This is a genomic window from Desulfatibacillum aliphaticivorans DSM 15576 (genome assembly GCF_000429905.1).
GTDB lineage: Bacteria > Desulfobacterota > Desulfobacteria > Desulfobacterales > Desulfatibacillaceae > Desulfatibacillum > Desulfatibacillum aliphaticivorans.
Window position 1 is genome coordinate 176933 of the sequence record NZ_KE386982.1, and the last position, 14353, is coordinate 191285.

Here is a 14353-nt window from a genome sequence, read left to right on the forward strand (position 1 = left end):
TTGGTGTTGTTGGAATCAGAATATTCATTCAGGGGTAAAAACTCTATTCAACCAGTCAATCAGTTCGTCGGCTTCCTTAACGCCGGGTTCCAGAAATTTCGCTGTTATTGCTTTTCCATAGGGATACCCTGGCTCCTCCTGCCATGCAAGCCATGTATGGATTCTTGCCTTGGGTTCTCTTATTGCAGAGAACCTTTGTTCCTCGTCAGGAATGCCCTCTATGCTTTTTATTACGTGTTCATATAGCTGCGAGTCCGGCGGAATGAGAAAAGCCAGGAAATCTTCCAGGATTCCGTCGATTTGGTTATTGGGCATAATCCACAGGCCTATTCTTGGAAGCAATTTGTCATCAGGAGGGTCCAAAATAGTTCCTTGAGGATCCGGAAGGGCGGGTAAGTTATCGTACCCCGCCAAATCAAGCCGGTTTCGAATTGCTTGCCATCGAGCGCCTATATCCGTGTCGGCATCAACAATGACTGCTACTATATCTCCCTCGTCGCATGCTTTCAGTTCAACAGGCAATAGTTCTTGTAGTGCGTCTATACCGCAATGTTGCTTGATTCGGTCTAACTTTGGTCCATTTTTTGTTCCGCAGAGGTGCTTGATAACATGTTCATCATCGACGCCTTCAACCCAAAGAGTCTTTTTTGACGGCATTTTATCGCACCTCAATTTGGTTTTGGGTGGCTATAAGCAATTCGTTTTCATTAAAAATGGTTGGTATAATCTCGTCGCCTTTTCGGGACAGTTTAATCAAGACTCCTTCTTCGGGATCTTCATTGGCGACCTTCTGGAATGCTTTTATCGCATCCCAACTATGGGAAGTTGCAATTACCTGCACATCAAGCTGCGTGGATAATTTAAAAATGGCACGCCATACATCCTCTTGCACGCTGTAGTGCATTCCATTCTCAAACTCATCGATCAGCAGCATGCCTCCCCGGGCGTTGACCAATGACAGCACGATTCCAAAAAGGCGGTTCAAACCGTCGCCGAACGAACGCAACGGAACCGGAGATATAAGGCCGTCTACACGAACAATCGCTTTTCTTTGGCTTTGTCTTCCCTCTCCGCCAATCATGGAAACAGCCTTAATCCGTTTGTCCACAATTTGAAGAGCGGAAACAATGTCTTTTTCAAGGTCGGAAAGAGCAATTTTGTCCCAAAGGGGACCAAGCGTCGATGTTTTCTCCCCACCATATGGACTTACATAAATACAAGGAAAAGGCATGTCGTCCAATACCACCGGACGAATTATCGGACGGTATAGGCTTTGTTGTATTCTTTGTAAAGTGAGGAAACGTTTGCCACTAGAGGTGATGATCTCCACGCCAGGTATAACGTCATTACCTTCATCAAACAAATGTCCCTGGACAGGAACCCATTTGTTGATTCCATCCTGTACTTGCTCTTCTGAGAACCAGGCTGCTCTTATTGACAGCATTAGGTTGGCTTGCAAACCATCCGATTTTATCTCAATTGGCAAGATATTGTCTGAGAACGCCGGGAAACCACGGAATAAACTTCCTAATAGAAATTCATCTTGAAAGTTTGAAGAGTTGTCTTGTGGCCCCCTTCCTCTGGCAATAACTTCGCGCAAATCAAGAATGTTTGAAATAACTGATATAGTTGCATCAGAAGAAAGAAGCCGGATAGCCTCAATAAGAGATGATTTTCCTGTATTATTTTTTCCTGTTATTAGATTTACTCTTCCAATACCTTCAATGGAGATATCCTTAAATGCACGAAAATTTTTTACATACAGATTTTCTATCTTAGGCTTCATGCCAGTGCTCCTTTGGAGTGGATGTAGAATTATATGCCTTCAGCCATACCATAGTGAAAAGGAAAATGGCAATCCGTATGTTTTTACCGCACTGATTTTTCAATGAATTTGTATTGGAGATTGTTGGGATTGCTGAACCAAAAGATGGTCCGGCCGAGGCGATGTATGGCGGCATCGCCCCGGCCGGGCTGGGCATGGCGCCCCCAGGGGACGGAGGGGGCTTTGTGCGAATCGCTTAGATGAGCTCCCTAACGATTGCCGCGACATCATCCCGGGTAACGGTAAAAGGATGAGAAGGGGTGCAGTAGTCGTTAAAGGCGTCTTCCACGATTCGGGGCATGGCTTGTTCAACCTGTTCGCGTGCAACGCCCAGGTCCTGGAGGCAGGAAGGGAGACCCAGGCGCACTTTAAAAGCCTCGACGGCCGCAATAAGAGCGGCGGCTGAACGTTGGGGATCGTCAAACCCAAGGCCCAGCATTCCGGCGAGGTCGGCGTAACGGCGGGTTACGCCTTGGTTTTTCAGGTTGAAGGCCATGACCGATGGCAGGACCAGAGCGTTGGCCCTGCCATGGGGAATATGAAAAATGGCGCCCAGGCTGTGGGCGATGCTGTGATTGATCCCCAGGCCTGAGTGATTGAAAGCCAAGCCCGCGAGGGACGCGGCGATCTGCATGTTTTCTTTGGCGCAGCGGCTGTCAGCGGATTCAAAAGCCTGGACCAGGTTTGCAAATATCAGCTCAAATGCCTTGAGGGCGTAGGCGTCGCTGAAAGGGGTCGCGAGTAAGGACGTATAGGCTTCCATGGTATGGGTCAGGGCGTCGAATCCGCTGTCAGCCGTTACATTAGCCGGAGCCGTCAGGGTGAGAGAGACGTCCAGCACAGCCGCGTCCGGCTGCATCAAGTTGGACTGGATAACCCTTTTGGCGCCGGTTTCCGCGTCTGTGATCACCGTGTAATTGGTGACCTCCGACCCCGTGCCGCTGGTGGTCGGGACAGCCGCGAAATAGGGCTTTTTCAGGTGCTCGCCTGAAATGAATTGTTTTTTGATCTCCAGGCAAAAGTACATGATGGCTTTTGCCAGGTCGATGGCCGAGCCTCCGCCGATGGCCACGATCAGGTCCGGCTTTGCGTTGAAAATATGGACCAGACCCTCCTGCACCAGCGAATCGTCCGGGTTGGGCTTGACGTCGGAGAAAATCTTGTAGGGGACGCCTTGCTCCTTAAGATAAGCCTCCACGGGCGCCAACGCTCCCAGCTTGATCATAAAAGGATCGCTGGTCAGGCAGACCCGCTTGGGGCTCAGCTCCCGGAGGAAATCCACGATGCTTGTATCGTAGACGATTTTGGTCTGTTCGTTATGAATTCTCAAATCTCGGACCTTTTTAAATCTATTTCTCCGCCAGCGCTTTGCATGCGTTGGCGATTTCCAGCTCTTCGTTCGTGGGAACCACCCAAACCTGGACCGGGCTGTCAGGCGCGCTGATCCGGCCGGTTTTGCCTTTCAAAGCTGCGTTGGCTTCGCGATCCAGCACAATGCCCATGGGCTCCAGGCCTTCCAGACTTTTTTCGCGGACGGCAAAGTCGTTCTCCCCGATGCCGGCGGTGAAGGCGATGGCGTCCAGCCTGCCCAGCACGGCGTAATACGAGCCGATGTACTTTTTGATGCTGTAGCAGAGCATGTCCAGGGCCAGCCTGGCGTCGTCATCGCCGTTTTCTATGGCCTTATGGATGTCGCGCATGTCGTTCATGCCGCAAATTCCGGAAAGCCCGCTTTCCCGATCCAAAATGGATTGGATTTCCTTCACGGATCTGCCCGTGCAATCCGAAAGATAGCAGGGCAGGGCGGGGTCAATGTCGCCGCACCGGGTGCCCATGATCAGACCGGCCGTGGGGGTCATGCCCATGGAGGTTTCCCGGCAGACGCCGCCCTTGACGGCAGTCATGGAACTCCCGTTGCCCAGATGGCACACGATGTTGTTCATGGCCTCCATGGGCTTGCCGATAAGGTCGGCCAACTGCCGGGTGACGAACCGGTGGGACGTGCCGTGGAAGCCGTAGCGCCTCACCTTGTAATCCGCATAAAAGGATTGGGGCACGGCGTAGCGGTAGGCGTAATCGGGCAGATCCTTGGAAAACTGAGTGTCGAACACGGCCACGGATGGCACGGAGGGGAAGCGCTCCATGGCGGCTTCGATGCCTGCCAGGTTCGCCGGGTTATGCAAAGGCGCCAGGACGATGTTCTCGCGAATGCCGTCGATAACGCTTTGATCCACTACGCAGTTTTCCTTGAAGGTCTCGCCGCCCTGGGCCACCCGATGGCCAATGGCCGCCAGATCCTGCGGAGAGCTGACCAAAGGTTGGTCCCCTTCCATCAAAAGAGCGGCCACTTTGTCGATGGCTTTGGTGTGCGTATCAAAAGGCTCTTTAAACCGGTTTTTTTCTTGCGCGTCGGTCCCGGGATACACGGTATGGGTCAGGCATGCGCCGTCCCCGCCGATGCGTTCGGCCAAGCCTGCGCAGATCACCCGGGAGTCGGTCATGTCAAACAGCTTGTATTTAAGGGATGAACTCCCTGAATTGATGACTAATATTTTCATTTTACTTCTTTCTCATCCCTTTTTTGTTTTTTTCAGCGCGGAGACCTCGCGACTACGGGCCGGGAAACCCGGCAACTACAGCGAGGGGACCTCGCAGCTACATTAGGACTGAGATATTCCCCAGAACCGTGTAGCGGCAGGCCCCTGTGCCTGCCCAATTGCGAGGATACCTCGCAACTACGGGCGGGGAAACCCCGCAACTACGGCAAAACGGTTTCGAACCAGACTTCTCGTCCGCCTGATATCCTCGATTTCAGCGATCCTTTCGGGTCGCCCCTTGTGTTGCTAGCGCAACCCGGGCAGCAAACTACGCTGCCCGGGCCACCCCCAAAAAAAGCAGGGCAAGCCCTGTTTTCGGGCGAGGAGACCTCGCAACTACGTCAGGGCTGCAAAACTCCCCAAAACTGTGTTGCGGCAGGCCCCTGTGCCTGCCCAATGCATCGTTAACCGATGCGCTTGAAACCAAGCCATCGGTCTTGGGTAGCCCCGGCAGAGCCGTATCCTGCCGGGGTCGCAACGCGACATGTAGTAAAACCATTCAGGCGGCAAAAATCCTATTCGTCGGATTGAACAGGAATTTTACTGCGAGGGAACCGCGCAACAACCGGGGGCGGCAAGCAGCGCCCCTACGACTCCCACCGCATGGGGACGTCGATGTCCTTGTAAACCCGCATGGCGGCGTCTTTCAGGGCCTCCGCTTCCACGGATCCGGGGAACACGGTCACGTCAACGCCGGCCAGGGTCAGTTTTTCTATAACCTTTTCCAACAACACCGGAGAAAGGCACATCCTGCCGGTCAATACGATCTGCTCCACAGGCTCCGGGTAAAAATCCGACAAACGCGCCAGAATCTGCGACGCAATGCCGGACGCCATGGCGCTCAGGACGGCCGCCACGTCCGGGTCGTTCGCCCGATCCTGAATTTGCCGCAAATCGTGCGCTCCCAGGTGACTGTACAGTCCGCCCACGGCGCTGAAGATTTTTTTCACCATGGCTTTTTCAAGGCCGGCGTAGCAAAGTTCGATCACGGCTTCCGCCGGGATATCGCCCGCCCTGGACGGTCCCATGGGACCGTCGAAAATGGCGTTTTCCACGTTGATGCATTTGCCTTTGGCATGGCTCCCGATGGATACCCCCGAACCTAAATGGGCCACGATCAGGTTGAGATCCTGCACCCGTTTGTTGGCCAGATCCGCATACATCCGGGCGGCCTGACGCTGGGACAAGGCGTGCCAAATAGGCGTTTTTTCTATGCCTTTGATGCCGGTCAGACGGTTTTCAGGCGTCAACTCGTCGATGGTGGGGCAATCCACGATAAAGGCCGGGGTTTTTCCCTGCCCGGAAAGCTCCCAGGCCATGAAAGCGCCCAGGTTGGAGGGGTGATCCTCCACGGCGCCGTTTTCCAGGGCTGTGAGCATGGCCTGGCTAATCCGATAGGTCCCCGCCTGGGGATTGGGCAGCATGCCGCCCCGGGACATGATCATGGCCGCGCGGCACGGGTCGATTTCGTGCTTTTCCAAGGTGCGCCGCACCGCCGCCAGCCTGGCACTGGCTTCTTCAACCATGGAAGCGCCGGAGTGTGCGCCGGACTTGTCATGCTCGATCACCACGTTCAACACCGGGGCGTCGCCGTCAAATACAGCCACCTGGGTGGATACGGAGCCGGGGTTGATGGTCACGATTCTGGGGCTTGGGAAGAGCGGCGAAGTCCGCACCAACGGCTTTGTTGCTTTGATCCTTGTGAGCAAAAGCAGCTTGGCGCCCCGGATTACCTGCAGCACGCTGGACCCCCTGGAATAATCCAGGACTTGGCCGTCCATGCCGCCCATGATCAGGGAGCTTTGGGCCTCGGGATACTGGGTGTTGAACAGGTGGTACAGCATGTTGCCTTCGTCCAGGCTGGGGACGATGAGCACATTGGCTTTACCCGCGCTTTCGAATTCGTCCAGCCTGTTTTTTAGCTTCACCTGGGCGGCTTCCCGGGACACGGCCACGGAGATTTGCAGTTCGCCCGTGATAGCAATGTCCTTGTAGGCCGGGTCCGATTCTTTGAGGGCCGCCATTTTTTGGGCGGCCAGGGGTTCCGCCTGGCGTATGGCTTCCACGGACGGTCCCTGGCCGCTTCCCTTGGTGGAGTAGGAGATCATGGCGCCGTTCACCCCGGAGAGAACTGTTGCCGGAAAAATGTCCCGGAGGGTTTTACAGGCGCCCACGGCAATGTCGGATAACTGTTCAGGCGACGGTTTTAAATTAAGGGCCACGTCGGCGAACATAACTACATTATTTTCCCACAAGGGATTTTCTTCGTCGGGCAGGCAGAACAGGCCCATTTCAAAGGCCGTGCCCGAAGACTTGATCAAACGCAGGCAGGGGGCCAAAAAGTCCTTGGTGGAATTAGCCACGCCGCCCAAACAGGCGTCGGCGTATCCCAGGCGAACCAGCATGGCGCCAAAGAACACGGGATTGAGAATTTTCTCCCTGGCTTCCATGGAGGTGAATTCCCACTTGCGGCCCTTGGAGGCTTCCTGCAAGGTCATAGCCAGCTCTTCCTTCAAGTCGCTCTGGGCCGGATTCACGATTTGCACCTGGGAGAAAAAGCGGTCCCGGGGGCAATAAAGCTCCGCGCTTTTGTAATCGCACAGGGACCGGATTTCCGCAGCCTCTCCGATCAGCACCACCCGGGCCTGGTTAATCAGGCCGGAAGCCGCCGAGATGATTCTCGGATCGTTGGCTTCGGGAAACACGATGACGGGTTTGACTGCGTCGGGCGCGGAAAGCATCCCGTTAAGCTGTTCGTCCACTAATTTGTCAAGATCAATCATGACTGCCGCCTGCTACATTAAAATCTGTTTTTTGATTTCCTCGCCGGGAGAGGAAAGAATCGCATTGCCCAGCAAAAGCCCGGATTCCGCAAGACACTGGCTTCCGGCTTCCACGGCGGCCTGCACCGATCCGATGCGGCCGGTGAGCGTCACCACGGCCTTGCCTGCCAGGCCGGTGGCCAGGCGGATGTCAATCAGGTCCACGTTGGCGGCCTTGACCGCCTTGTCCGCCGCCATGACCGCGGATGCTGAGGAGTAAGTTTCGATCACGCCGATGGCGCGGATTTCCGGCACGATGACGGATGAACTGATTGCCGGAAATACGTCCGGGTGGATGTGAGTGAGCACGAAATGATCGGCGATGAACTCGTCGGCGATGCGCAGGCCTTTTTCCACGGATCGCTTGACCGCCGCCGTGTCTCCGGCCACCATAATGAGGTAGCGCCCCGGGCAAACGGGACGGGCCAGGACCAGCTCCACGTTGGCCTCTTTGACCATATCGTCGGCGGTCATTATCCCGCGGGCCACGCTGTTCAGCTCCACGATTCCCATTGATTTAAACATTGCCATTCTCCTTTTTCACAAGAATCTTTTCGGAATCCACGGCTATGACTTTGCCGGAGATCGAAGCATGAACGCGGGCGCCCAGCGCTTTTTCAGGAATTTCCGCAACCACCTGGCCGCAGGCCACTGCGTCGCCCACCGAAACCACGGGCGTGGAAGGCGCTCCGATGTGCTGGCGCAGGTACAGGCCGACCACGTCGGGCTGGGCCGGATCGATCACGGGCTCCGGGTGAACGTCGTAAGCCAGCAGATCCAGCTTGCCCAACAGGCGCTTGACCGGCACGCGGCGGTAATCCGTATAAGGATGGCGGCCCAGATCTTCGCCGCCCACGTCCTTGGGCCGGATTTTCAACTGCTGCTTGATGGCCCGGTTAACCTCCCGGGGGGAAATCTGCATGGGGCAGGCCCATTTTTCGCAAATGCCGCATTCGGAGCAAAGAAGCGCCTGCTGCTTGATCGGATGATCCACGGGCAAAGCCAGGGAGCGCATGATCAAATGCGGGTGCAGGTTGTGGCCCAATTGAAACCGGGGGCAAAGATCCGTGCACAGGGAGCACTGGCAGCAGGCCAGGCGGGTCACGCGCATAAGCTGGTTGATGTCCGTTGTCTTGCCTTTAATCACATTGTGTTCCGCAGGCAGGACAATGAGGCCCGAGGTAGTCTTGGTTACAAAGGCTTTTTCCGGATCGTCCAGAACCCGGCCCATCATGGGGCCGCCGTCGATCACCTTGCAGTCCGGCCTGCGCGCGCCCCCGGCCAACTTCAGCACGTGAGAGACGGGAGTTCCCACGGGAACCCGCACAACAATGGGCTTCATGACCTCGCCGGCCACGTTCAGGGTCCGGTGGGTTACGGGCTTGTCTTCCATAGCCTGGGACATATTGAACACGGACTCGGAGTTGGAAACCACCACCCCGACCTCCAGGGGAATTCCCCCCTGGGGCACAATGCGGCCGGTGGCTTCGTTCACAAGCACGTGCTCGTCTCCGCCGGGGTAGAAGTCCTGCATCTTAAAGACGGACATGTTGCGGCCGCCGGTGAGGCCTGCGTCGGCGACCTTCTGCTCCAAAATCGCAACCGCGTTCCGGTGCTTGGCCTTGACGCCGATCATGGCCTTTTCGGCGCTCACGGCATCCATGACCAGCCCCAGGCCTTTGATGATGTCGTCCGAACGGGTTTCCATCAAGTGGATGTCCGAACAGAGCAGGGGCTCGCAGGATGCGCCGTTGATCAGCACGGTGTCGGCCTTGGCGTCTATCTTGACGTGGGTTGGAAACCCGGCCCCGCCGGCGCCGACTACGCCTGCGGCCCTGGTTTTTTCTACAAGCGGATGCGTCATGGTTCTATCCTTTCAAGTCCGGCTTAAACGATTCTAAAGGAGTCGATGAGCACGCACCGCCGTTGACGGCAGAAAGACTTGGCCGAGGTAATGCCTTCCCCTGTGGGGCCGGCGATGGTGAAGGTCGCGTGCCCTTCGCCGTTCAGGCCGATGCCGCTGTACGAGGGGCCGTTCTTCACGAAAATGGTGGTCTGGATGGCCCGGGCCAAAGCGGTCAGGTGCTCCACGTTGGTGGAGTGCATCATGGCGGTGTGCCGGTTGCCCTGCTCCACTTTCACGGCCAGGTCAATGCCTTCCCACACGTCCTTGACGCGAACCAGGGGCAGCACGGGCATCATCTGCTCGATCCAGACCATGGGATGCTTTTTGTCAGCCTCGAACACCAGGCAGCGCAGTCCCTTTTTTCCGGCCAGGCGGGTGATGCCTGCGCCTTCGATAATCACGGACGCGTCCTTGCCCACGTAGTCTTTGACCACGTGATTGTCGTGGATCACGGTTTCGGTGACCTTTTGCGCTTCCTCGGGAGTCAGGATTGCGGCCTTGCCCGTCTCTTCCATGAACTTCAAAAGGTTGTCGGCCACCTCATCCACGGCGATGACTTCCTTTTCGGAAATGCAGAAGATGTTGTTGTTGATGGAATGACCGGCTATGATTTCTTCCGCAGCCTTGCGGATGCACGCGGTTTCGTCCACCAGAACCGGAGGGTTGCCTGCGCCGGCGCCAATGGCTTTTTTGCCGGACGAAAGGACAGCCGTAACCACTCCGGGTCCGCCCGTGGCCACCAGCACGTTGATGCCGGGATGCGCCATGATTTCGCCCGCGGTTTCCATGGTCGGCTTGGCGACCATGCCCACGCAGCCCTCGGGGCCGCCGTTTTCCACGATCACCTTATGAAAGGTGCGGATGACCTCGGTGCTGATTTTGAGCGCGGAGGGATGCACGTTGTAAACCACCGTGTTGCCGCCTGCCAGCATGGAAATGGTATTGTTGATCAGGGTGCCGGTGGCGTTGGTGACGGGAGTCAAGGAGCCGATCACGCCGAAAGGAGCGTACTCGATGAGGGTCAGGCCTGCGTCGCCGGAGAGCGCCTTGGCGTCCAGGTCTTCGGTTCCGGGCGTCTTGGTTGCCGCCAGGATGTTTTCCGCGATTTTGTCTTCCACGCGGCCCAGGCCGGTTTCCGCCACGGTCGCCTTGGCCCATTCCTCATTTTTTTCCAGGGAAATTTTCCGAATGGCCGTGAGGATGGCTTCCCGCTTTTCAAGCGAAAGGGAGACCAGACGCGGCTGGGCTGCTTTCGCCTTGGCCACGGCGTCGTCAATGGTTTCGTAAATCCCGTCGCCCGTGGGCTGGCAGGAATCGTCGTCCTTGTTCATCATTTCCATGATCACGCTGGCGACCATGTCTTCCAGTGCAAATTCTTTCACGCTCATTTTGTCTCCTTGCTCTTTCGGCCGGTTTAAGGCGGCCGCCTCGGCCCTTTGGGGCCGATATCCTGCTTGAAAATTTTTATATCAGGTAAAAGGCCCCTTCCAGGATGTCCGAATCCGCGCCTTCCTTGCGCCCTAAGTCCTGGATCTTATTGGCGAGATCCGTCAGATCCTCCAGGGTTTTGGGAAGAATCGGCAATAAAGCCTGGGCCGTTTTTTCCATTTGCTCCAACGCGTTGGCCGCCGCCTGGGCCACAACCATGTCCTGTGCTACGGATCCTCCGCTCACTCCAACGGATCCGACAACCTCTCCGTCCAGGCTCAAAGGCAGGCCGCCGCCGAAAATGACCATCTTGCCCTGGTTGGTCAGTTCCAGACCGGCAAGCTCCTGGCCTTGCTCCACCAGCCTCCCGGCTTTTTGGGTGGACATGCGGAGCGCCGCGGCGGTAAAGGCCTTGTTCACCGCAATGTCCGAGCTGACGGGCAAAGCCTTGTCCATGCGCTGGAAGTGAACCAGCTCCCCTCGGGCGTCTGCGAATGCGATGACCATGGGGACTTGGATTTCCAGGGCTTTTTTCCGGGCGATGCGGGCCAGCACGCGAGCCAGGTCGTTACAGATGTGCGTCATGATTTCCATGGCTCAACTCCTCAGTCAGCAAAATCCGGATTTCCGCAACCCATGAAAGGGAGAACAAAAGGTCGGACAACCGGTTGATGTACTTCAAAATCAATGCGTAGCTTTCAACGTCTCCCGCGGCGGCCCAAGCCTGGCGCTCTGCGCGGCGGCAGATGGTCCGGGCCACATGCAGGGAAGCGCCGGCCAACGTCCTGCCTGGACTCACAAAGAATCCCGGAAGCCCGAAAGCCTTCTCCAGAATATCGATGGCCTCTTCCAGGGATTGGATGTCGTCTGCGTTAATGGGGGCGGACAGCTTGCTCCAGTATTTGGGGCTGCTGGAAAGCTGCATGCCCACCCGGAACAGGTCCCGCTGAATATTCACAATCATTTCGGCAAAAGGGGCGCATGCAGGAAACTGGTTGAGCTGGGCGCGGCACACTCCCAATTGGGCCGTGAGTTCGTCCAAGGTTCCGTAAGCTTCCACCCGGGGATCGGCCTTGGAAACCCGTTCTCCGGAAAGCAGGCTGGTTTTGCCTTTATCGCCTCCGCCGGTGTAAATGCTCATGGCTTCTCTCCTCAGTTCACGTCGATCTCGTCGATGATCCCGATAATAGCTGCGTCCACGGGAGCCTTCTCCGTCTCGCACGCCTTGGACGCGTTGGAGCCCGTCGTCACAATCACGTGCTCGCCGGTTCCGGCGCCCACTGTATCCACTGCCACCAGCAGTTCGCCTTCTATAGGAGTCCCATCGGGTTGCACGGCCTGCACCACCAGTATTTTGGAGCCCACCAGCAGCTCGTGCTTGCTCGTGGCCACTACGGTTCCTATGACTTGTCCTAAAATCATGATCTGTCCTTTCCATTGCCTGGACCCTTAACCCTGGGGTGCGGCGATGATCTCAATCCCCCAGCCAGAGGCCATTTCCCTGGCAAGAGGGGTAACCACGGCGCCAGGCGTCGTATGAATAGGCGTTCCTGCTTCGCGAGCTTGCTTAACATGCCCGGCGTCCACCAGCCGGATCGGGCCAAAGTCAGGGGGGGCGGGACTTTGGGGGGCCGAAGGCCGGGACGCCGGGATGTTAAGGGGCGACCGACCGGGTTGGTCGCTATCTGCGGGGCGGAAGAAACGCAGGGAAGCGGGGCCGAGATCTCGGCTCCAGGTCAGTCTTGCGCCGAAATTGGAGAACTCAAGCAGGCGGTGGGCCAAAGCCTCCATCAGGGCCGGCGCGCCCTGATCAAGCCCTATGAGTTTACGGTCAGGTGAGTTTGGCGCGGCGCCATCAATGGCCGCCACGACTGGCTTACCCATGAATAGGGCCTGAAGAATTATATTCGCGGCCAAAGTGTCCGGGGTCATGCTGCAAACGCGGGAAAGAGACGCCACGCTCAGCATGGGGATAACCACGCCGGAGCATTTTTGCACCTGGCTGAACCAGGAGTCTTTTTCCATGGCTTCCGCGTTAGGCCAGGGCATGAGCCTTTTTTCCAATACGTCTCCGTAAAGGCGGCATGCCGACTCGCTTGTCAGGACGCGAAGCATGGTCCCGTTAAGCATGAGGTGTTCCAGCCCGGACAGGGCCTGCGTAAATCCAGCAGTAGCGCCCGTGAACAGGGCCAGCACATAACGGTCCGCATCTTCGTCACGGCTGGCCCTGGCCACAGCGTAGAGCACCTGCTGAACGAGTGCCTTGATTTCAACTGTCTTATAATTTAAGGTATTATTATCTTTATTCATTTGCCGCCGCCTTTCTTCCCGAGGCGGCCAGCGCCGCATGCAACGCCGTGCCCAGGGGGGTGACTAATAGGGGATCGTCAGGCAAAAAGACGGGCAGGCCCGTTTCCTGGGCGATAACTTCGTCCGCTCCGGGGAAGCTGGAAGTCCCGCCCACTAAATAGATTTGTTTCGGTTTATGGGATGCTGTGTGCTCCCGGACTATGGCGCCCATTTTCTCAAAGACCGGCATGACCATTCCCGCCAGCATGCGCTGATGGGCCGGGTTGTTCTTCATGGCTTCGGCTTCTTCAATGGAAATGCCCATGCTGCCCGCGATGACCAAGTCCAGATGATGGCCGCCGGTGGGCTCGTCGCCGGTGTATACCACTTCTCCATCTTCCAAAATGGAGATGCCCGTGGTGCCGCCGCCGATATCCACCACGCAACCGGAGTCAATGCCTAAAGCCAGGGCGGCCGCGCTGGGCTCGTCCACCAGGCTGACGGCTTCCAGGTCCGCGCCGTTCAAAATGTGGCCGAAGGCCTGGCGGTTTCTGCCCATGGTGCCGGGAGGGTAGGCGGCTGCGGCGTCTTTGATGTCAAAGCCCCTGGAGCGCAAAACCTGCACATGGGTCTTGAGAATGCTCATAACGCCCATGTAATCGAAGACCAGGCCGTCCCGAACCGTTGACTTGGAGCGGGTGGTCATGCCTGCCACAGGCGTTCCGTCCTGATCCACCACGGCGGTGACGATGTTGGCGGTCCCCAGGTCCACGCCTGCCCAGAGGGGGCTGCCCGGGCGGGGCGCGTTTTCCAGGGAAAGGCTGTCGCGAAACTGCCTTATTCTTTCGTTGATGGCTTCCATGTTTGCGTCTTTCATGGCTGCACCGCCTTTAAAGCCTGAATGGCCGCTTTCTCCGCCTGTTTAATCTCGGAGGGCGTTCCGGATACGGACAACCGCCCCACAGCCCCGACTTCCACGCAATCCACCAGGGTGACGTCCACCTGTTTTTCCACTTCATTGGCGGCCAAAAAGATGTACGCGGCGGGCTCGCATTCCACGGTGAGCAGGTCCTTGCCCGGAATCAGCAAAGATCCGTTCCGGTACACGTTCATCAACTGGGCGTGGTACGGGCTGACCTTGTTAATAATCAGGGAGCTCAAGACTTCCGGCTTGGTTTTGTCCTTTTCGGTGAAACCCAGCCCCTTCAATGCTGCGCTGCCTGCATAAAGCACGTCCTGCTGAGACTTGGCATGGATCTCCATGTACCCGAAATACCGCTCGCAAAGGGATTTCCCCAGTTTGACCGGACTGGCCTTAAGCGCCAGGTCAATGGCTTGGTTGATCAGGATGCCGGGCTGCACTTCCATCACAAGGGAGGACTCCCCGCCTATCGGCAGGAACCCTGGCGAGCTTGCAGCGGCCACCCCGGCCAACTGGGGCTGGAGGCGATCAATAAAGGCGTATGCACGAAGGGAATTCAAAGGG

At 57.0% G+C, this 14353-nt stretch carries 14 protein-coding genes; all 14 read right to left on the reverse strand.

Features of this window, described 5'->3' with window-relative positions; all coding sequences use genetic code 11:
• Positions 1 to 24: 24 nt before the first annotated feature.
• Positions 25 to 657, reverse strand: coding sequence for a DUF3226 domain-containing protein (locus G491_RS0126940; RefSeq protein WP_015949689.1), 633 nt, complete (start codon positions 655 to 657; stop codon positions 25 to 27).
• 1 nt (position 658) lies between these two features.
• On the reverse strand, positions 659 to 1786 hold the full coding sequence (locus tag G491_RS0126945) for an AAA family ATPase (protein ID WP_028316745.1): 1128 nt from the start codon (positions 1784 to 1786) through the stop codon (positions 659 to 661).
• Positions 1787 to 2021: 235 nt separating this feature from the next.
• Complete coding sequence (locus G491_RS32790) at positions 2022 to 3155, reverse strand: iron-containing alcohol dehydrogenase (RefSeq protein WP_035220378.1); 1134 nt, start codon at positions 3153 to 3155, stop codon at positions 2022 to 2024.
• A 19-nt stretch (positions 3156 to 3174) separates the two neighbouring features.
• Positions 3175 to 4383, reverse strand: coding sequence for an acetate/propionate family kinase (locus G491_RS0126960; protein WP_028316746.1), 1209 nt, complete (start codon positions 4381 to 4383; stop codon positions 3175 to 3177).
• Between the two features lie 626 nt (positions 4384 to 5009).
• Positions 5010 to 7205 carry a butyrate kinase gene (locus tag G491_RS0126965; protein WP_028316747.1) on the reverse strand — a complete coding sequence of 732 codons (2196 nt, stop codon included), beginning with the start codon at positions 7203 to 7205 and terminating at the stop codon, positions 5010 to 5012.
• A gap of 12 nt (positions 7206 to 7217) precedes the next feature.
• Positions 7218 to 7769 carry a BMC domain-containing protein gene (locus G491_RS0126970; protein ID WP_028316748.1) on the reverse strand — a complete coding sequence of 184 codons (552 nt, stop codon included), beginning with the start codon at positions 7767 to 7769 and terminating at the stop codon, positions 7218 to 7220.
• A complete protein-coding gene (locus G491_RS0126975; RefSeq protein WP_028316749.1) occupies positions 7762 to 9108 on the reverse strand; it encodes a 4Fe-4S dicluster domain-containing protein in 1347 nt (448 codons plus the stop codon). Before G491_RS0126975 ends, G491_RS0126970 begins: the two co-directional genes overlap by 8 nt.
• Positions 9109 to 9131: 23 nt before the next feature.
• Entirely contained in the window at positions 9132 to 10538 is a 1407-nt protein-coding gene (locus G491_RS0126980; RefSeq protein ID WP_028316750.1) for an aldehyde dehydrogenase family protein, read from the reverse strand.
• Between the two features lie 76 nt (positions 10539 to 10614).
• Positions 10615 to 11172 (reverse strand): GlcG/HbpS family heme-binding protein, encoded by a 558-nt coding sequence (locus tag G491_RS32795; RefSeq protein ID WP_084511718.1) that lies wholly within the window; start codon positions 11170 to 11172, stop codon positions 10615 to 10617.
• On the reverse strand, positions 11147 to 11719 hold the full coding sequence (locus tag G491_RS32800; protein ID WP_051327550.1) for a cob(I)yrinic acid a,c-diamide adenosyltransferase: 573 nt from the start codon (positions 11717 to 11719) through the stop codon (positions 11147 to 11149). The genes G491_RS32795 and G491_RS32800 overlap by 26 nt, the downstream gene beginning before the upstream one ends.
• A gap of 11 nt (positions 11720 to 11730) precedes the next feature.
• Positions 11731 to 12000 carry a EutN/CcmL family microcompartment protein gene (locus G491_RS0126995; RefSeq protein ID WP_028316751.1) on the reverse strand — a complete coding sequence of 90 codons (270 nt, stop codon included), beginning with the start codon at positions 11998 to 12000 and terminating at the stop codon, positions 11731 to 11733.
• 27 nt (positions 12001 to 12027) lie between these two features.
• On the reverse strand, positions 12028 to 12888 hold the full coding sequence (locus G491_RS0127000; RefSeq protein WP_028316752.1) for a hypothetical protein: 861 nt from the start codon (positions 12886 to 12888) through the stop codon (positions 12028 to 12030).
• A complete protein-coding gene (gene eutJ / locus G491_RS0127005) occupies positions 12881 to 13744 on the reverse strand; it encodes an ethanolamine utilization protein EutJ (protein WP_028316753.1) in 864 nt (287 codons plus the stop codon). The genes G491_RS0127000 and eutJ overlap by 8 nt, the downstream gene beginning before the upstream one ends.
• Positions 13741 to 14349, reverse strand: a complete 609-nt coding sequence (locus G491_RS0127010; RefSeq protein ID WP_028316754.1) for a hypothetical protein — start codon at positions 14347 to 14349, stop codon at positions 13741 to 13743. The genes eutJ and G491_RS0127010 overlap by 4 nt, the downstream gene beginning before the upstream one ends.
• Between the last annotated feature and the right edge of the window lie 4 nt (positions 14350 to 14353).